Genomic DNA, 17436 nt, shown 5'->3' with positions numbered 1-17436 from the left:
TAAGTCGTGCCTCCGTTTTTTATGCGTGTTCTGGCGCGCGTTTTTTTGCGGGCGCGTCGGGGGTGCGGGGTTTTTTGTGCGCTCAGGCGGCCTAGCTGCTTTCCGTTACGCCCCGGGCGCGTTGGCGCGATCGAGGGTGCGCAAAAACTTGTCCGCGGACTCGTAGCCGACAACGCGAAGCACTTCCTTGCCGCCCTGGTCGAAAAAGATGATGCCCGGCGGCCCGAACAGGCTGAAGCGCTTGAGCAGCATCTGGTCGTCGGCGTTATTCGCGGTCACGTCGGCGCGTAGCAGGTTCATCTGCTTCAACTTCGCCTGAACGCGCGGATCGCTGAACGTGAACTTCTCCATCTCTTTGCAGCTCACGCACCAGTCTGCGTAAAAATCGAGCATAGCGGGCTGCGCAGCCGTTTTGACGGCCTCGTCGAGCTCGGTCGAGGAACGAACCGAAGCGAACGTCAGATCGCTCTGTGACGCTGTATTGGGCTTGTTGGAGGCGTTTGCCACGCTAAGGTTGGCGTCCCCACCGCCACGCGCGGCCAGGACCGCTAGCGGACGCAGAGGATCGGACGAGCCCGCTGCCAGGCCAACCAGCAGCACCGCGGCCCAGATTGCCAGCGCCGCTCCGATACCACGGCCAAGCCGGCGCCACACCGAAGCGGCCACCGCTGGGGCCGAGAAAAGACCAAGCCCGGCTGCGGCAATCAGCAGCCACAGCGCGCTCAACAGCATGGTCGCGGTCGCACCGAGCACCGGCCAAACGATCCACAGGGCTGCGGCAAGCAGCACCACGCCAAAAAACACCTTGACGCCGTCCATCCATGCGCCGGCGCGCGGCAGCAAGGTCCCGGCGCCAAGGCCGATGATCAGGAGCGGCACGCCGAGCCCGAGTCCCATCGAGAATAGCGCCGCGCCACCGAGCAACGCATCGCCCGTATGCGCAATGAATGCCAGCACAGCAAAAAGCGGCGCGGTCATGCAGGCCCCGACCACCAGCGCGGACAACGCCCCCATAACAGCGACAGCGGCAAACTTGCCGCCGGAACGTCCAGTCGACGCGCGCGACACGCCATCCTGCCAGCGCTGCGGCAACGCGATGTCGAAGCCAGCGATCAGCGTCAAGGCGAAAACGGTCAGCAATACGCCGAACGTACCGAGCACCCACGGGTTCTGCAGCCACGCGCCAAGGCTCTGCCCAACGAGCGCGGCCGCAATACCAAGCGCCGTGTACACGAGCGCCATGCCGATCACGTAGGCCAGCGACAAGGCAAAGCCTCGGGCACGCGTCACCCGCGCGCCTTCGCCGATGATGATTGCCGACAGGATCGGGATCATCGGATAGGAGCACGGCAACAGGCTGAGCACGGCGCCGGCCACGAAATAGAGCCCGATGATCGCGAAGAAGCCACCGCCTTGCAGCAGCGATTGCGCATAGTCGGCGCTGGTGGCGCGCTCATACCACGACGCGCCGGCGGCTGCGGATTGCTGTGTGGCGGCGGTAGTCGCCGCGGCGCTACCGGCCGGCTGCAAAGCCTCGCCGCTCACGTGGTACACGCGCTCCATTGGCGGATAGCAGATGCCTGCATCGGCACAGCCCTGAGACGTGACGGCCAGGTCGAACGGCCCCTGGGCCTGTTTCACCGGGATGCGGATCGTCAGCTCATTGCGATACGTCTCAACGTTCTTGTTGAAAGTCTGATCGAACTTGACATGACCGGCTGGCAATTGGGGCTCGCCAATCGTCGTCGTGCCGTTGCGGGTCGCGAACGCGAAGCGCTCACGGTACATGTAGTAACCGTCCGCGATCTTGTACGTCACGTCGACTTCGCCCGGCTTCTCGGTCGCGCTGAATTTGAAGGCGACGGCGGGATCGAGGAAGTCGTCCGCAGCGCGGGCAAGCGTGCCGAACTGCGCGAAGATCAGGCAGCCGAACAGGAAGAAGACTGCGCGCAACGCGTGGCGCGCACGTCGATTGAGACCGTTAAACATGGAGAGGACGTTGGGTTTCCGCAGAGATCCATTGGCCGTACGCGGCCGATGCCGTAGCTTGCCACGAGAGGATTTCCGGCGTGTCGTAGGGATGGTGCGCCTGAATGTATTGTTCAAGTTCGAGTGCACGTGCCGCGCTGGTCTTGAACAGCAACTGGATCTCCTGCGCTGTTTCGACCGCGCCCTGCCAGTGATAGCTGGACTGCACCGTGCCCAACTGCGTGACGCAGGCGCATAGCCGCGCGGCCAACGCATCTGTGGCGAGCTTCTGAGCCACGGCGGCATCCGGGACCGTGGTCAGAATCAAGGTCACATTCAAGCTCACGCTCACGAAGGCTCCAGACACGCTCAATTCAAGTGCCAATATCGTATCACCTAGCCTTGCGAAGCCGCAGACGCCCACGCAGCAAGCATGCGGCATTTGGCCGCCGCGATCGACATGCCGCAGTGAAATTCGCCGCCATAAACAAAAAAAGCCAGGCTTGGTGCCTGGCTTTTTCTTCGATGCTAAGAAGCTTACTCAGCTTCTTGCACTTCAACTTCTTCGACTTCCGGACGGTCCAGCAATTCGACCAGTGCCATCGGTGCGTTGTCGCCGACGCGGAAACCGAACTTCAGGACGCGCAGGTAGCCGCCCGGACGGGTAGCGTAACGCGGGCCGAGGACTTCGAACAGCTTCGTGACCGAGTCACGATCGCGCAGGCGGTTGAACGCCAGACGACGATTTGCCAGCGACGGCTTCTTGCCGAGCGTGATCAGCGGCTCGACGACTTTACGGAGTTCTTTCGCCTTCGGCAGCGTCGTCTTGATGACTTCGTGCTCGATCAACGAGTTGGACATGTTACGGAGCATTGCCAGACGGTGGCTGCTCGTGCGGTTCAGTTTCCGCAAACCATGACGGTGACGCATGTTAATTCCTTCGATTCAAAGTTTTGGTCCAGCTCTTCTATCGCGCTCGGTCTACCCTCGGTTTCCCAACGGTGACGAGTGCACGGGCCGGTAGTGAAAAAAGACAAGACGCGGATTTTAAAGGAAAATCCGCGTCTTTGCCAGTGCAGCGGCGGGGTCTTATCCCGAGACTACTACTCGACTTACTTGTCCAAACCTGCCGGCGGCCAGTTTTCGAGTTTCATGCCGAGCGTCAAACCACGCGACGCCAGTACTTCCTTGATTTCGTTCAACGACTTGCGACCCAGATTCGGGGTCTTGAGCAACTCGTTTTCCGTGCGCTGGATCAGGTCGCCGATGTAGTAAATGTTCTCAGCCTTCAGGCAGTTCGCGGAACGAACCGTCAGTTCGAGATCATCAACCGGACGCAGCAGGATCGGATCGATCTGCGGCGCACGCGACGGCGCTTCCGCCGTTGCTTCGGTGCCTTCCAGTGCAGCGAACACCGACAGCTGATCAACCAGAATACGCGCCGATTGACGGATCGCTTCTTCCGGCGAGATCACACCGTTGGTCTCGATGTTCATCACGAGCTTGTCGAGGTCGGTACGCTGTTCGACGCGCGCGCTTTCAACGGCGTAGCTCACGCGGCGAACCGGCGAGAACGACGCGTCCAGCACGATACGGCCGATGATCTTGGCCGACTCTTCGCCATAACGACGCACATTGCCCGGCACATAACCACGGCCCTTTTCGACCTTGATCTGCACGTCGAGCTTACCGCCCTTCGACAGATGCGCAATCACGTGATCCGGGTTGATCACTTCGCAATCGTGCGCGAGTTCGATGTCGCCAGCGGTGACAACGCCTTCGCCTTCCTTGCGCAGCGTAACCGTCACTTCGTCACGGTTATGCAGCTTGAAGACCACGCCCTTCAGGTTCAACAACAGGTTGACCACGTCCTCTTGCACACCGTCGAGCGTCGAATACTCATGTACGACGCCTGCGATCGTCACTTCGGTCGGCGCGTAGCCGATCATCGACGACAGCAGCACGCGCCGAAGCGCGTTACCCAAGGTGTGGCCGTAACCGCGTTCAAACGGTTCCATGACCACTTTCGCGTGGCTCTCACCAAGCGATTCAACAGCGATGATCTTGGGCTTCAACAAACTGGTTTGCATAGGTTTTCCTTTTCAATACCCTCGGCTCGTTACACCGATAAGGCTGACCGGTAACAACCTGAAAATAAACAGCCGAGACGCCCCCTTGCGCAACGCAATCGAGGTGCCCCGGCCGTTAATCCGATTACCGCGAATACAATTCGACGATCAGGCTTTCGTTGATATCGCCAGCGATGTCGCTGCGTTCCGGCTTGCTCTTGAACGTACCTTCGAATTTCTTCGAATCGACAGCGACCCAGCTCGGCAGACCGCCTTGCTCGGCCAGCGACAGCGCTTCGAGAATACGCGCCTGCTTCTTCTTTTGTTCGCGCACTGCGACGACGTCGCCTGCCTTCACTTGCATCGACGGGATGTTCGACACCACGCCGTTCACCGTGATCGCCTTGTGGCTCACGAGCTGACGCGCTTCAGCGCGCGTCGAGCCGAAGCCCATGCGATACACGACGTTGTCGAGACGCGATTCGAGCAATTGCAGCAGGTTTTCACCCGTGTTGCCCTTCAGGCGGTCGGCTTCAGCGAAGTAACGGCGGAATTGACGCTCGAGGACACCGTAGATGCGCTTCACTTTTTGCTTTTCGCGCAGCTGCGTGCCGTAGTCGGACGTACGTGCACCCGACGTGCGGCCGTGTTGGCCAGGCTTGCTGTCAAGCTTGCACTTGTCAGCGAGCGAACGACGGGCGCTCTTCAGGAAGAGGTCAGTGCCTTCACGGCGGGACAGCTTGGCCTTAGGGCCGATATAACGTGCCACGTTGATTCCTTCTATGATTGATCACACGAATGCATGCACTCGCGCTAGTCCGAACCCTTTGGGTCGAACGGTGGGCTTAGTCAATTCAATAGCGCAAGCAGCCTGTGGTCGCCGGCTTGAACACCGGCGGCAACAGGCGCTAGCGAAAACAGCGTCTTAGATACGACGACGCTTCGGCGGACGGCAGCCGTTGTGCGGGACCGGCGTCACGTCGGAGATCGCGGTGATCTTGATGCCAAGACCATGCAACGCGCGCACCGCCGATTCGCGGCCAGGACCGGGGCCCTTGATACGCACTTCGAGGTTCTTCACGCCGTATTCCATCGCCACGCGGCCAGCCGATTCAGCTGCCACCTGGGCTGCAAACGGGGTCGATTTACGCGAACCCTTGAAGCCCTGACCACCCGACGTTGCCCAGGCAAGTGCATTGCCTTGACGATCGGTGATCGTGATGATGGTGTTGTTGAACGACGCGTGAACGTGAACCACGCCCTCGGCGACGTTCTTCTTGACCTTCTTGCGAACGCGTTGCGCCGCGGAGTTGTTCGAAGCCTTAGCCATTACGTTTTCCTGTAACTGTCAGTTCCGCTTACTTCTTCAGCGATTGCGCTGCACGACGCGGACCCTTGCGCGTACGGGCATTCGTACGCGTGCGTTGGCCACGCAGGGGCAGGCCCTTGCGATGACGCACGCCACGGTAGCAGCCGAGATCCATCAGGCGCTTGATGTTCATCGTCGTTTCACGGCGCAGATCGCCTTCAACGATGAACTTGCCGACTTCTTCACGCAGCTTTTCGAGGTCTGCGTCGTTCAGGTCCTTGACCTTCTTCGAAAATGCCACACCAGCAGCGACGCAGATGTCGCGCGAGCGCGTGCGGCCGATACCGTAAATTGCCGTCAGGCCGATTTCGGTATGCTGGTGATTCGGGATGTTAACCCCTGCGATACGAGCCATTGTTTTTCCTCAAACAAAAAGCGCAGCAAAAAGCGCGGCGTTCAGCCTTGACGCTGTTTGTGGCGCGGATCAGAGCTGCAAATCACGCGCACAACGCCTTTGCGCTTGATGATCTTGCAATTGCGGCAAATGCGCTTAACCGATGCCATCACTTTCATGATATTACCCTTTTTTCAAATCACTTCGCCCGGAACACGATCCGCGCACGCGACAGATCGTAAGGCGTCAATTCAACCGTTACCTTGTCGCCCGGCAAGATTCGGATGTAGTGCATCCGCATCTTGCCGGATATGTGTCCCAATACGACATGGCCGTTTTCCAGCTTCACCCTAAAGGTAGCGTTAGGCAGGTTTTCGATGACTTCACCCTGCATCTGGATAACATCGTCTTTGGCCATAAGTCCTTTCAACGCATCGGGACGCCGCCGCCTTTGAAATTAGCTTTCTTCAGCAGCGATTCATACTGTTGCGACATAACGTACGACTGCACCTGCGCCATGAAATCCATTGTGACGACGACAATGATCAGCAGCGACGTTCCACCAAAATAAAACGGCACGTTCCAGCGCAGTACCAAAAATTCAGGCAGCAGACAAACAAACACGATGTAGATCGCACCAGCCAGCGTCAGACGCGTGAGAATGCGGTCGATGTATCGCGCTGTTTGATCGCCCGGGCGGATGCCTGGGACGAAAGCGCCACTCTTTTTCAGGTTGTCGGCCGTTTCTCTGCTGTTGAACACCAGTGCGGTGTAGAAAAAGCAGAAGAAGACGATCGCCAACGCGTACAGCAACACGTACACGGGTTGACCGGGCTTAAGGGCTTCGGCCACGTTGTGCAACGTGTCTGCGAACCAGCTGGTACGCGACCCCGAACTAAACCAGTTCAGGATGGTTGCCGGGAAGAGAATGATCGACGATGCAAAGATCGGCGGAATCACGCCCGACATATTCAACTTCAGCGGCAGATGTGAAGACTGTCCGCCGTAAATCTTGTTACCGACTTGCCGCTTGGCGTAATTCACAAGAATCTTGCGCTGGCCGCGTTCGATGAACACCACCAGATACGTCACACCGGCAATCAGCGCGACCACGATAATCGCCGAGATGATGCTCATCGAGCCGGTTCGCACCAGTTCGAAAAGACCACCGATTGCGTTCGGGAAACCCGCCGCAATACCGCCGAAAATGATGATCGAGATACCGTTACCAAGCCCGCGTTCCGTGATCTGCTCACCTAGCCACATCAGGAACATCGTGCCGGTCACCAGCGTCACGACCGTCGTCAGCCGAAATACCATCCCCGGATCGATCACCAGGCCCGGCTGATTTTCCAGTGCGACGGCAATGCCGAACGCCTGGAATGTCGCCAGCAGGACCGTAAAGATACGCGTGTACTGCGTAATCTTCCGTTGACCCGCCTGCCCTTCCTTTTTCAGCGCTTCCAGCTGCGGCGAGACAATCGCCAGCAACTGCATGATGATCGACGCCGAAATGTACGGCATGATCCCCAGCGCAAAAATCGTGAACCGCGAAAGTGCACCACCCGAAAACATGTTGAACATGCCAAGGATGCCGCCCGACTGGCTTTGGAACAACTTTGCCAGCTGGTCCGGGTCAATACCCGGCACCGGAATGTGCGCGCCGATTCGGTAGACGATCAACGCCAGCAGCAGGAATACTGCACGCCGACGCAGATCGCCGAACTTCGCCGCGCTGCGACCGGGTTTTGCGAGACTCGGACTGTTAGCCAAGTACCTTCTCCGATGCAAATGCTAGTGACGGCAAATAACTTGCGCGTTACTCGGCAAAAGAGCCGCCGGCTGCTTCAATAGCAGCGCGCGCACCCTTCGTCGCACCCAGACCCTTCACAACGATCTTGCGCTTAAGCTCGCCCGTCGCGATGATCTTGGCGCTCTTGATCAGCTCGCCGAGCAGGCCGGCTTGCTTCAGAGCCAACAGATCGATTTCGTCGACCGGCAGCTTTTCCAGATCAGAGAGACGCACTTCACCGACGAATTCCTTCGTCAGCGAGGTGAAGCCACGCTTCGGCAGGCGACGTTGCAGCGGCATTTGACCGCCTTCGAAGCCAACCTTGTGAAAGCCGCCCGAACGCGACTTCTGACCCTTGTGACCGCGGCCAGCCGTCTTGCCCAGACCGGAGCCGATGCCACGGCCGACGCGACGCTTAGCGTGCTTCGAACCTTCAGCCGGCTTCAGGTTATTCAATTCCATTATCAACTCCTTGAGTCCTGGTCAGCCGCTTAGCTGATGACCTTAACGAGGTACGAAACCTTGTTGATCATGCCGCGCACAGCCGGCGTGTCCTGCAACTCGCTAACCGAGTTGAGTCGGCGCAGGCCCAAGCCACGCACCGTTGCACGGTGCGTTTCACGGGTGCCGATCAGGCTCTTGACGAGCTGGACCTTGACAGTTTTATCAGACATGGTGTCCACCTTAGCCCAGAATATCTTCGACGGACTTGCCGCGCTTCGCCGCGATATCACCCGGCGTCGACTGCTTACGCAGACCGTCGAGCGTTGCACGAACGAGGTTGTACGGGTTCGTCGAACCGTGGCTCTTGGCCACAACGTTCTGCACGCCCATCACGTCGAACACTGCGCGCATCGGGCCGCCAGCGATCACACCGGTACCGTCCTTCGCCGGAGCGAGGAGGACCATCGATGCGCCGTGCTTACCGTGCACTTCGTGTTGCAGGGTACCGTTCTTAAGCGGCACCTTGAACATGTTGCGGCGAGCCTGTTCCATCGCCTTCTGAACAGCGACCGGCACTTCCTTCGCCTTGCCCTTGCCCATACCGACGCGGCCATCACCGTCGCCGACCACGGTCAGTGCGGCAAAACCGAGAATCCGGCCGCCCTTCACAACCTTGGTCACGCGGTTGACCGAAATCATCTTTTCGCGCAGGCCGTCGTCGCGTTCGTCAGCCTGAACTTTCGCTTGCATCTTTGCCATGACGAATTCTTCCCTTAGAACTTGAGTCCGGCTTCGCGCGCCGCATCAGCCAGCGCTTTCACGCGGCCGTGGTAACGGAAACCCGAACGGTCGAAGGCGACGGATTCGATGCCGGCAGCCTTAGCCTTTTCTGCAATGCGCTTACCGATCAGGGTCGCAGCGGCGACGTTGCCGCCCTTGCCAGTCTGATCAGCCAGTTGCGCACGCACTTCGGCTTCGAGCGTCGACGCGCTGGCGAGCACCTTGGTGCCGCACGGCGAGAACACTTGCGCATAGATGTGCGTGTTCGTGCGATGCACGGCGAGACGCGCGACCTGCAGCTCAGCGATCTTGATACGCGTCTGACGAGCGCGGCGCAGGCGAGATTGAGTCTTATCCATGATTGCGCACCCTTACTTCTTCTTCGTTTCTTTGAGGATCACAACCTCGTTGGCGTAACGCACACCCTTGCCCTTGTAGGGCTCCGGTGGGCGATAGCCGCGCACTTCTGCAGCGACCTGGCCAACTTGTTGCTTGTTGATCCCCTTGATCACGATTTCGGTTTGCGTCGGGGTTTCAGCCTTGACGCCTTCCGGCATCTGGTGCACCACGGGGTGCGAGAAACCCAGCGACAGGTTCAGCTTGTCGCCTTGCGCCTGTGCGCGGTAACCGACGCCAACCAGCGTCAGCTTGCGCTCGAAACCCTTCGTCACGCCGTTCACCATGTTCGCAACCAGTGCGCGCATCGTGCCCGACATCGCATTCGCTTCGCGGCTTTCGTCCACCGGCTCGAACTTCAGCGTGCCGTTGTCGTTCACCACCTTCACGAGGCTGTTTGCAGCCTGCGAAATCGTACCCAGCGGGCCCTTGACGGTAATGCGTTCGTCGCTCAGGGCCACTTCTGCGCCTTGCAGCGCGATCGGGCTTTTACCTACTCGAGACATGTTTCTCTCCTTTCGGCCTTAAGCGACGTAGCAGATGACTTCGCCGCCAACGCCCGTTGCACGCGCCTTGCGGTCCGTCATCACGCCCTTCGGCGTCGACACGATTGCCACGCCGAGGCCATTCATGACCACGGGGATGTCGTTACGGCCGCGGTACACACGCAGACCAGGCTTCGAAACGCGTTCAATGCGCTCGATCACCGGACGGCCAGCGTAGTACTTCAACACGATGTTCAATTCAGACTTCGCACCTTCGGACTTCACTGCGAAATCATCGATATAGCCTTCGTCCTTAAGGACCTGCGCAATCGCAACCTTGACTTTCGACGAGGGCATTGTCACCGAAACTTTCTCAACCATCTGCGCATTGCGGATGCGAGTCAGCATATCGGCGATAGGATCACTCATGCTCATTTACGTTTCTCCTATTACCAGCTCGCCTTGGTCAGGCCAGGGATCTCGCCGCGGAACGCGATTTCGCGAATCTTGTTACGCGCCAGCCCGAATTTACGGAACGTGCCACGCGGGCGACCGGTAATTGCGCAACGATTGCGCTTACGGGTCGGGTTAGAGTTGCGCGGCAGTTGTTGCAGTTCCAGACGTGCTGCGTAATGCTCTTCGTCCGACTTGCTCATATCGCCGATAATCGCTTTCAGCTCAGCACGCTTGGGAGCGTACTTAGCGGCCAGGCGAGCACGCTTCTTTTCACGTTCGATCAGTGCCAGTTTAGCCACGGTAACCTCAGTTTCTGAACGGGAACTTGAAGCTGGCGAGCAGAGCCTTTGCTTCGTCGTCGGTCTTCGCAGTTGTCGTGATGCTGATGTTCAGCCCACGCAGTGCGTCGATCTTGTCGTAGTCGATTTCGGGGAAAATGATCTGCTCTTTCACACCGATGTTGTAGTTGCCGCGACCATCGAACGCACGACCCGACACGCCACGGAAGTCGCGCACACGGGGGAGCGCAACCGTCACGAAACGGTCCAGAAATTCGTACATTGCCTGACCACGCAACGTGACCATTGCACCGATCGGATAGCCCTGACGGATCTTGAAGCCAGCGATTGCCTTGCGTGCCTTCGTGATCACCGGCTTCTGGCCTGCGATCTTCGTCAGGTCGCCAACGGCGTTTTCGATGATCTTCTTGTCAGCAACCGCTTCGCCAAGGCCCATGTTCAGGGTGATCTTGGTGATGCGCGGCACTTCCATCACGGACTTGTAACCGAACTTCTCGATGAGGCCGGGTACAACCTTCTCTTTGTAAAACTCTTGCAAACGAGCCATTTTTTTACTCCGCAGCGTCAGGCGCTCAGCACGGCACCGGTCGTCTTAAGGAAACGGACTTTCTTGTCTCCCTCGACCTTGATGCCTACACGCGACGCCTTGCCATTCGCGTCGACCAATGCGACGTTCGAAATTTGCAGCGGCATCGTCTTGGCTTCCACGCCACCCGTCGTACCCTTCATCGGGTTCGGCTTGACGTGCTTCTTGACGAGGTTGATGCCCTCGACAATTACCTTGTCTTCGCCAACGGACAGCACGACGCCGCGCTTGCCTTTATCTTTGCCGGTGATGACGATAACTTCGTCACCTTTGCGAATCTTGTTCATCGCGACTCCTTACAGCACTTCAGGTGCCAACGAAACGATCTTCATGAATCGTTCGCTGCGCAACTCGCGCGTAACAGGCCCGAAAATACGGGTGCCAATAGGTTCGAGCTTGGCATTCAACAGCACTGCAGCATTGCCATCGAACTTGATCAGCGAGCCGTCCTGACGGCGCACGCCCTTGGCGGTGCGAACCACCACGGCGTTGTAAATTTCGCCTTTCTTCACGCGCCCGCGCGGCGTTGCTTCTTTGACGGTCACCTTGATGATGTCGCCAATGCTGGCATAACGACGCTTCGAGCCGCCGAGAACCTTGATGCACATGACTTCACGCGCACCGGTGTTGTCGGCCACTTCAAGCCGAGTTTCGGTCTGGATCATGGTTTATCTATCCCAACTTAATCCGGTCACACCACCATGGCGTACCCGGTCAGTCTTGGTCCCGTCAGCCAATCGGCTGCTTGGGTATGAACAGCAGCGACGGCAAACGAAACCCGCCATCGCAATCCGGTGAATCCTTCGGAACAGACTGGCGCCTGAACCGCTTCCCCCACCAACTTCGCCCGCGACGGGGCTCCCATAAAAGAGGGAAGACCGAGATTATAACAAATAATCTCGGTCTTGCAAGCGAAACTTACTGCGATTTCAACTACTTCTACAACTTTGCGGCGTCAGATGACGCGAGCAGCCTCGACCAGGCGAGCCACAACCCAAGCTTTCGTCTTCGAAATCGGACGCGTTTCCTGGATTTCAACGAGGTCACCCTCGTTGTACGTGTTCGCATCGTCGTGCGCGTGGTATTTCTTCGAACGCACAACGTACTTGCCGTAGATCGGGTGCTTCACGCGGTGCTCAACCAGCACGGTGACCGTCTTGTCCATCTTGTTGCTGACGACCTTGCCGACCAGCGTCCGCTTGAGCGAGGTTTTTACGCTATCGTTCATTTCTGGTTCGCCTTCTCAGTCAGGACGGTCCGCACACGTGCGATGTCGCGACGAACCTTCTTCAGCTGGCTCGTGTTCGTGAGCTGCTGGGTCGCGAGTTGCATGCGCAGGCCGAATTGCGCCTTCAACAGGTCCGACAGCTCCTTGTTGAGCGCGGCCTGATCTTTCTGGTGAAGTTCGGAAGCCTTCATCATTTGCTCCTTAGGCGCCGAGCTGACGCACGATAAACGTCGTCTTGAGCGGCAGCTTAGCTGCAGCCAGACGGAACGCTTCGCGTGCCAGCTCTTCGGTTACGCCGTCCATTTCGTACAGCATCTTGCCCGGTTGAATCTCTGCGACGTAGTACTCAGGGTTACCTTTACCGTTACCCATACGTACTTCAGCCGGCTTGTGCGAGATCGGCTTGTCCGGGAAGATGCGGATCCAGATGCGGCCACCACGCTTGATGTGACGCGTCATTGCACGACGTGCCGCTTCAATCTGGCGCGCGGTCAGACGACCACGACCGATAGCCTTCAGGCCGAACTCACCGAACGACACCGCGTTGCCGCGGGTAGCGATACCGGTGTTACGACCCTTCTGCTCTTTGCGATACTTTCTGCGTTTCGGTTGCAGCATCGTTATTCTCCAGTCTTCCCGCCGTCGCCGGCACCGCCAGCACGACGGGGAGCGCCACGGCGTGCACCTGCCGGGCCACCACCTTCACCATCGCGACGCGGACGGCGATCGCCACCCGGACGTGCGTTACGGCGCGGACGCTTTTCTTCGGCGACTTCTTCAACCACCGGTGCGTCGTTGCGGCCGAGCGTGTCGCCCTTGTAGACCCACACCTTCACGCCGATGATGCCGTACGTCGTCTTCGCTTCCGACGTTGCGTAGTCGATATCAGCACGCAGCGTATGAAGAGGCACGCGACCTTCGCGATACCATTCCGTACGAGCGATTTCGATACCGTTCAGGCGGCCAGCGCTCATGATCTTGATGCCTTGAGCACCCAGACGCATTGCGTTTTGCATCGCACGCTTCATCGCGCGGCGGAACATAATCCGGCGCTCGAGTTGTTGCGTGATCGAGTCAGCGATCAGTTGCGCATCGGTTTCCGGCTTGCGGATTTCTTCGATGTTGACGTGGACCGGAACGCCCATGCGGCGTTGCAGTTCCGACTTCAGCAGCTCGATATCCTCGCCCTTCTTACCGATGACGACACCCGGACGCGAGCTATAAATCGTGATGCGCGCGTTTTTCGCCGGACGCTCGATAACGACGCGACCAACCGAAGCGTTTTTCAGCTTCTTCTTCAGGTATTCACGAACACCGATGTCTTCCTGCAACATCGCCGCGAAATTGTTGTTGTTCGCGTACCAACGCGACGCCCAATTGCGGCTGACGGCCAAACGGAAGCCAGTCGGATGAATTTTCTGTCCCATCGTATGACCCCTTAATTCCCGACCGTCACAGTGATGTGACAGGATTGCTTCTCGATGCGGTTACCGCGGCCTTTAGCGCGCGCAGTAAAACGCTTGAGCGATGCAGCCTTGTCGACCATGATGCTCGTTACTTTGAGCTCGTCGATATCGGCGCCTTCGTTATGCTCCGCATTCGCGATCGCCGACAGCACGACCTTTTTCACGATTCCCGCAGCCTTCTTCGGCGAAAACGTCAGAACGTTCAGCGCCTTGTCGACCGGCAAACCGCGGATCTGGTCAGCCACAAGGCGCGTTTTCTGCGCCGAGATGCGGGCACCGCGATGAATTGCTTTCACTTCCATCATGAGCCCCTTATTTCTTAGCCTTCTTGTCGGCTGCATGACCCTTGAACGTCCGGGTCAATGCAAACTCGCCAAGCTTGTGGCCGACCATGTTTTCCGAGATGTACACCGGAACGTGTTGACGTCCGTTGTGCACAGCAATCGTCAAACCGATGAAATCCGGCAGAATCGTCGAACGACGCGACCAGGTTTTGATCGGCTTCTTGTCACGTGCAGCGGCTGCCGACTCAACTTTCTTCAGCAAATGGGCGTCGCAGAACGGACCTTTTTTTACAGAACGTGCCATTGCCTACTCCTTAACGCTTGTGACGGCGCTGGACGATCATGCTCGTCGTGCGCTTGTTGCTGCGGGTGCGATAACCCTTAGCAGGCGTGCCCCACGGGCTCACCGGATCGCGACCTGCAGCCGTCTTGCCTTCACCACCACCGTGCGGGTGATCGACCGGGTTCATTGCAACGCCACGCACCGTCGGGCGGATACCGCGCCAGCGGTTTGCGCCAGCCTTACCGATTTGACGGAGGCTGTGCTCTTCGTTGCCAACTTCACCAATCGTCGCGCGGCATTCAACGTGAACGCGGCGGATTTCACCAGAGCGCAAGCGGACCTGTGCGTAGATGCCTTCACGAGCCAGCAACATCGCCGACGTACCAGCCGAACGCGCCATTTGCGCGCCCTTGCCCGGCAGCATTTCGATGCAGTGGATCGTCGTACCGACCGGAATGTTGCGGATCGGCAGCGTGTTACCTGCGCGGATCGGAGCTTCCGAACCCGACATCAGTTGCTGACCAACCGTCACACCCTTCGGAGCGATGATGTACTTGCGCTCGCCGTCTGCGTACAGAACCAGCGCGATGTTCGCGCTACGGTTCGGATCGTACTCAAGACGTTCGACCTTTGCCGGAATGCCGTCCTTGTTGCGACGGAAATCGACGACACGGTAGTGATGCTTGTGACCACCACCCTTATGACGCGTGGTGATGTGACCGTTGTTATTACGGCCGGCGGTCGTGGATTGCGAGTCGAGCAGCGGTGCGAACGGCTTGCCCTTATGCAGATCCTTATTGACCACCTTGACCATCGCACGGCGACCCGGCGAAGTCGGCTTAACTTTAACGATTGCCATGATTACTTGGCCTCCGCTTCAAAGTTGATTTCCTGGCCGGGCTTCAGGCAGACGTACGCCTTCTTCACGTCCTTGCGCTTGCCCATGAAGCGGCCAAAGCGCTTGGCTTTGCCCTTCGAGACCAGCACGTTGACGGAATTGACTTCCACCTTGAACAGCAGCTCGACTGCAGCTTTCACTTCCTGCTTCGTGGCATCGGGCGCGACTTCGAACACAACTTGCTCGTTCTTGTCGGCCACCAGCGTCGCCTTTTCGGAGATCACCGGCGCGAGCAGGACCTGCATCAAACGATGATCGTTCTTGCGAATCTCGCTCATGACAGCAACTCCTCGATCTGGGCGACCGCAGCCTTCGTGATCAGGATCTTCTTGAAGTAGATCAGCGACAGCGGGTCGGCGTAACGCGGCTCGACAACTGCCACATGGGCGAGGTTGCGCGACGCGAGGTACAGGTTTTCGTCAACCGTGTCGGTAATCACCAGCACGGAGTCGAGACCCATCGCCTTGAATTTTTCGGCCAGCAGCTTCGTCTTCGGCGCTTCGAGCGTCAGCTCGTCAACCACCGAGATGCGGCCTTCGCGAGCCAGCTGCGAGAAGATCGAGCAGAGGCCTGCGCGATGCATCTTCTTGTTAACCTTGTGCGAAAAGTTTTCTTCCGGCGAATTCGGGAAGATCCGGCCACCGCCGCGCCACAACGGGCTCGACGACATACCGGCACGGGCGCGACCCGTACCCTTTTGACGCCACGGCTTCTTGGTCGTGTGCTTGACTTGCTCACGGTCCTTCTGCGCGCGGTTACCGCTACGGGCATTCGCTTGATACGCCACCACAACCTGGTGAATCAGGGCTTCGTTGTAATCGCGGCCGAACACTACGTCCGACGCGCTAACGCCTGCACCTTCCTGACCATTGGCATTCAGGAGCTTAAGTTCCATTATTTCGCTCCTTTCACGGCACGCGTCTTCACGGCCGGCGTAACGAATACCTTGCCACCCTTCGCACCCGGAACGGCGCCCTTGACCAGCAACAGCTTGCGGTCAGCGTCGATACGAGCGATTTCGAGGTTTTGCACGGTTACCGTATCGTCACCCATGTGACCGGTCATGCGCTTACCCGGGAAAACACGACCCGGATCCTGCGCCATACCGATCGAACCCGGCACGTTGTGCGAGCGCGAGTTACCGTGCGATGCACGGCCGGATGCGAAGTTGTAACGCTTGATGGTACCGGCGTAGCCCTTACCGATCGACACGCCTTGCACGTCGACCTTCTGGCCTACTTCGAACAGGTCGGGACCGACCACGGTGCCGTTCGACAACTCGGCAGCCTTGGCAGCATCGATCTGGAATTCTTTGAGGATTTCACCGGCTTGAACACCGGCTTTGGCGAGATGACCGGCCAACGGCTTCGTCACACGCGATGCACGGCGCGTACCGAATGCAACCTGCACGGCGGTGTAGCCGTCGGTTTCAACAGTCTTGATCTGCGTCACGCGGTTGTCGGACACGTCCAGCACGGTAACGGGAATCGAATCCCCTTCTGCCGTGAAGATACGGGTCATGCCAACCTTGCGACCTACGAGTCCAAGGCTCATCGTTTTCTCCATTCCCGACTGCGATTGGTCGGGGCTAATTTACAAAATGCCGGTGCCGTTTCGGGCGTGAAATCACGCTGCAGCACACCGACTTTTTTGCGCAAATGCGCGAAAAGCCCACTATTATAGCGAGGCTTTTCGTTTTCCGCAAGCAATCAATGACTTAGCGCTGCCCGGCACGCCAGGCAACCGCTACAAGCCTTATTGGAGCTTGATTTCCACGTCCACGCCAGCCGGCAGGTCCAGCTTCATCAGTGCGTCGACGGTCTTGTCCGTCGGATCGACGATGTCCATCAGACGTTGGTGCGTACGGATTTCGAGCTGATCGCGCGACGTCTTGTTGACGTGCGGCGAACGCAGGATGTCGAAACGTTGAATGCGGGTCGGCAGGGGCACCGGACCACGAACGATTGCGCCAGTCCGCTTTGCCGTGTCGACGATTTCAGCTGCCGATTGATCGATCAGGCGATAGTCGAAAGCCTTCAGGCGAATGCGGATTTTCTGGTTCTGCATGACAATTCCTTGGAAAGAGCGAGGCGGTATTGCGCCGCCAGATAGTAAAAGAACGTAGAGCCGGGCACCTGCTATGGCGCTGGCGCCCGGCTCCGGGCACCACTTACTGCAACTTCAACCCTCGATTTTACTCGAGAATCTTGGCAACCACACCTGCGCCGACCGTACGGCCGCCTTCGCGAATTGCGAAACGCAGACCTTCTTCCATCGCGATCGGGTTGATCAGCTTCAC

At 58.5% G+C, this 17436-nt stretch carries 32 protein-coding genes; all 32 read right to left on the bottom strand.

Annotated elements, in window-relative coordinates:
• Positions 1 to 105: 105 nt before the first annotated feature.
• Complete coding sequence (gene dsbD / locus BM438_RS32480; protein ID WP_093643374.1) at positions 106 to 1989, bottom strand: protein-disulfide reductase DsbD; 1884 nt, start codon at positions 1987 to 1989, stop codon at positions 106 to 108.
• The gene (gene cutA / locus BM438_RS32475; protein ID WP_093643563.1) at positions 1982 to 2314 is read right to left on the bottom strand and encodes a divalent-cation tolerance protein CutA; all 333 of its coding nucleotides are present in this window, start codon (positions 2312 to 2314) and stop codon (positions 1982 to 1984) included. The genes dsbD and cutA overlap by 8 nt, the downstream gene beginning before the upstream one ends.
• A 191-nt stretch (positions 2315 to 2505) precedes the next feature.
• Complete coding sequence (rplQ, locus tag BM438_RS32470) at positions 2506 to 2898, bottom strand: 50S ribosomal protein L17 (protein ID WP_006052227.1); 393 nt, start codon at positions 2896 to 2898, stop codon at positions 2506 to 2508.
• A gap of 182 nt (positions 2899 to 3080) precedes the next feature.
• Positions 3081 to 4058: a DNA-directed RNA polymerase subunit alpha gene (locus tag BM438_RS32465; protein WP_006052226.1), complete on the bottom strand. Its 978-nt coding sequence runs from the start codon at positions 4056 to 4058 to the stop codon at positions 3081 to 3083.
• A 124-nt stretch (positions 4059 to 4182) separates the two neighbouring features.
• The gene (rpsD, locus tag BM438_RS32460; protein WP_027800372.1) at positions 4183 to 4806 is read right to left on the bottom strand and encodes a 30S ribosomal protein S4; all 624 of its coding nucleotides are present in this window, start codon (positions 4804 to 4806) and stop codon (positions 4183 to 4185) included.
• Between the two features lie 156 nt (positions 4807 to 4962).
• The gene (rpsK, locus tag BM438_RS32455) at positions 4963 to 5367 is read right to left on the bottom strand and encodes a 30S ribosomal protein S11 (RefSeq protein WP_006052224.1); all 405 of its coding nucleotides are present in this window, start codon (positions 5365 to 5367) and stop codon (positions 4963 to 4965) included.
• A 28-nt stretch (positions 5368 to 5395) separates the two neighbouring features.
• Entirely contained in the window at positions 5396 to 5761 is a 366-nt protein-coding gene (gene rpsM, locus BM438_RS32450; RefSeq protein ID WP_006052223.1) for a 30S ribosomal protein S13, read from the bottom strand.
• Between the two features lie 41 nt (positions 5762 to 5802).
• Positions 5803 to 5919, bottom strand: a complete 117-nt coding sequence (gene rpmJ, locus BM438_RS32445; protein ID WP_004199844.1) for a 50S ribosomal protein L36 — start codon at positions 5917 to 5919, stop codon at positions 5803 to 5805.
• Between the two features lie 20 nt (positions 5920 to 5939).
• Complete coding sequence (gene infA, locus BM438_RS32440; protein ID WP_004521905.1) at positions 5940 to 6158, bottom strand: translation initiation factor IF-1; 219 nt, start codon at positions 6156 to 6158, stop codon at positions 5940 to 5942.
• 8 nt (positions 6159 to 6166) lie between these two features.
• A complete protein-coding gene (secY, locus tag BM438_RS32435) occupies positions 6167 to 7513 on the bottom strand; it encodes a preprotein translocase subunit SecY (protein ID WP_063497536.1) in 1347 nt (448 codons plus the stop codon).
• Positions 7514 to 7559: 46 nt separating this feature from the next.
• Positions 7560 to 7994 carry a 50S ribosomal protein L15 gene (rplO, locus tag BM438_RS32430; protein WP_054036556.1) on the bottom strand — a complete coding sequence of 145 codons (435 nt, stop codon included), beginning with the start codon at positions 7992 to 7994 and terminating at the stop codon, positions 7560 to 7562.
• Positions 7995 to 8023: 29 nt separating this feature from the next.
• Positions 8024 to 8206, bottom strand: coding sequence for a 50S ribosomal protein L30 (gene rpmD, locus BM438_RS32425; RefSeq protein WP_007180126.1), 183 nt, complete (start codon positions 8204 to 8206; stop codon positions 8024 to 8026).
• A 10-nt stretch (positions 8207 to 8216) separates the two neighbouring features.
• The gene (gene rpsE / locus BM438_RS32420; RefSeq protein ID WP_006052219.1) at positions 8217 to 8735 is read right to left on the bottom strand and encodes a 30S ribosomal protein S5; all 519 of its coding nucleotides are present in this window, start codon (positions 8733 to 8735) and stop codon (positions 8217 to 8219) included.
• A 14-nt stretch (positions 8736 to 8749) separates the two neighbouring features.
• The gene (rplR, locus tag BM438_RS32415; protein WP_006052218.1) at positions 8750 to 9115 is read right to left on the bottom strand and encodes a 50S ribosomal protein L18; all 366 of its coding nucleotides are present in this window, start codon (positions 9113 to 9115) and stop codon (positions 8750 to 8752) included.
• A 12-nt stretch (positions 9116 to 9127) separates the two neighbouring features.
• Entirely contained in the window at positions 9128 to 9658 is a 531-nt protein-coding gene (rplF, locus tag BM438_RS32410) for a 50S ribosomal protein L6 (protein WP_028199570.1), read from the bottom strand.
• 18 nt (positions 9659 to 9676) lie between these two features.
• Complete coding sequence (rpsH, locus tag BM438_RS32405; RefSeq protein ID WP_006052216.1) at positions 9677 to 10072, bottom strand: 30S ribosomal protein S8; 396 nt, start codon at positions 10070 to 10072, stop codon at positions 9677 to 9679.
• Positions 10073 to 10086: 14 nt separating this feature from the next.
• Positions 10087 to 10392: a 30S ribosomal protein S14 gene (gene rpsN / locus BM438_RS32400; protein WP_006052215.1), complete on the bottom strand. Its 306-nt coding sequence runs from the start codon at positions 10390 to 10392 to the stop codon at positions 10087 to 10089.
• A 7-nt stretch (positions 10393 to 10399) separates the two neighbouring features.
• Entirely contained in the window at positions 10400 to 10939 is a 540-nt protein-coding gene (gene rplE / locus BM438_RS32395) for a 50S ribosomal protein L5 (protein ID WP_006052214.1), read from the bottom strand.
• 17 nt (positions 10940 to 10956) lie between these two features.
• Positions 10957 to 11265, bottom strand: coding sequence for a 50S ribosomal protein L24 (rplX, locus tag BM438_RS32390; protein ID WP_028199569.1), 309 nt, complete (start codon positions 11263 to 11265; stop codon positions 10957 to 10959).
• 9 nt (positions 11266 to 11274) lie between these two features.
• Positions 11275 to 11643: a 50S ribosomal protein L14 gene (gene rplN, locus BM438_RS32385; protein WP_006052212.1), complete on the bottom strand. Its 369-nt coding sequence runs from the start codon at positions 11641 to 11643 to the stop codon at positions 11275 to 11277.
• A gap of 290 nt (positions 11644 to 11933) precedes the next feature.
• Complete coding sequence (gene rpsQ / locus BM438_RS32380) at positions 11934 to 12206, bottom strand: 30S ribosomal protein S17 (RefSeq protein WP_007180129.1); 273 nt, start codon at positions 12204 to 12206, stop codon at positions 11934 to 11936.
• Complete coding sequence (gene rpmC / locus BM438_RS32375; RefSeq protein WP_007180130.1) at positions 12203 to 12397, bottom strand: 50S ribosomal protein L29; 195 nt, start codon at positions 12395 to 12397, stop codon at positions 12203 to 12205. The genes rpsQ and rpmC overlap by 4 nt, the downstream gene beginning before the upstream one ends.
• A 10-nt stretch (positions 12398 to 12407) precedes the next feature.
• Positions 12408 to 12824 carry a 50S ribosomal protein L16 gene (rplP, locus tag BM438_RS32370; RefSeq protein ID WP_007180131.1) on the bottom strand — a complete coding sequence of 139 codons (417 nt, stop codon included), beginning with the start codon at positions 12822 to 12824 and terminating at the stop codon, positions 12408 to 12410.
• Between the two features lie 2 nt (positions 12825 to 12826).
• Positions 12827 to 13633: a 30S ribosomal protein S3 gene (gene rpsC / locus BM438_RS32365; RefSeq protein ID WP_011490053.1), complete on the bottom strand. Its 807-nt coding sequence runs from the start codon at positions 13631 to 13633 to the stop codon at positions 12827 to 12829.
• Positions 13634 to 13644: 11 nt separating this feature from the next.
• Positions 13645 to 13977 (bottom strand): 50S ribosomal protein L22, encoded by a 333-nt coding sequence (gene rplV, locus BM438_RS32360; RefSeq protein ID WP_197070230.1) that lies wholly within the window; start codon positions 13975 to 13977, stop codon positions 13645 to 13647.
• A gap of 7 nt (positions 13978 to 13984) precedes the next feature.
• The gene (rpsS, locus tag BM438_RS32355) at positions 13985 to 14260 is read right to left on the bottom strand and encodes a 30S ribosomal protein S19 (protein ID WP_054036552.1); all 276 of its coding nucleotides are present in this window, start codon (positions 14258 to 14260) and stop codon (positions 13985 to 13987) included.
• A gap of 10 nt (positions 14261 to 14270) precedes the next feature.
• Positions 14271 to 15098 carry a 50S ribosomal protein L2 gene (gene rplB, locus BM438_RS32350; protein ID WP_063497538.1) on the bottom strand — a complete coding sequence of 276 codons (828 nt, stop codon included), beginning with the start codon at positions 15096 to 15098 and terminating at the stop codon, positions 14271 to 14273.
• Positions 15099 to 15100: 2 nt separating this feature from the next.
• Positions 15101 to 15415 carry a 50S ribosomal protein L23 gene (gene rplW / locus BM438_RS32345; RefSeq protein ID WP_007180135.1) on the bottom strand — a complete coding sequence of 105 codons (315 nt, stop codon included), beginning with the start codon at positions 15413 to 15415 and terminating at the stop codon, positions 15101 to 15103.
• Positions 15412 to 16032 (bottom strand): 50S ribosomal protein L4, encoded by a 621-nt coding sequence (gene rplD / locus BM438_RS32340; protein ID WP_007180136.1) that lies wholly within the window; start codon positions 16030 to 16032, stop codon positions 15412 to 15414. The genes rplW and rplD overlap by 4 nt, the downstream gene beginning before the upstream one ends.
• Positions 16032 to 16691, bottom strand: coding sequence for a 50S ribosomal protein L3 (gene rplC / locus BM438_RS32335; RefSeq protein WP_007180137.1), 660 nt, complete (start codon positions 16689 to 16691; stop codon positions 16032 to 16034). The genes rplD and rplC overlap by 1 nt, the downstream gene beginning before the upstream one ends.
• A 201-nt stretch (positions 16692 to 16892) precedes the next feature.
• The gene (rpsJ, locus tag BM438_RS32330; RefSeq protein ID WP_006998489.1) at positions 16893 to 17204 is read right to left on the bottom strand and encodes a 30S ribosomal protein S10; all 312 of its coding nucleotides are present in this window, start codon (positions 17202 to 17204) and stop codon (positions 16893 to 16895) included.
• Positions 17205 to 17331: 127 nt separating this feature from the next.
• A partial coding sequence (locus BM438_RS32325; protein ID WP_482811913.1) for an EF-Tu C-terminal domain-related protein occupies positions 17332 to 17436 on the bottom strand: 105 nt, incomplete at its 5' end.

The organism is Paraburkholderia aspalathi (assembly GCF_900116445.1).
GTDB lineage: Bacteria > Pseudomonadota > Gammaproteobacteria > Burkholderiales > Burkholderiaceae > Paraburkholderia > Paraburkholderia aspalathi.
The sequence above is the reverse complement of the archived record's forward strand: the minus strand, read 5'-3'. Positions and strand labels throughout refer to the sequence as shown.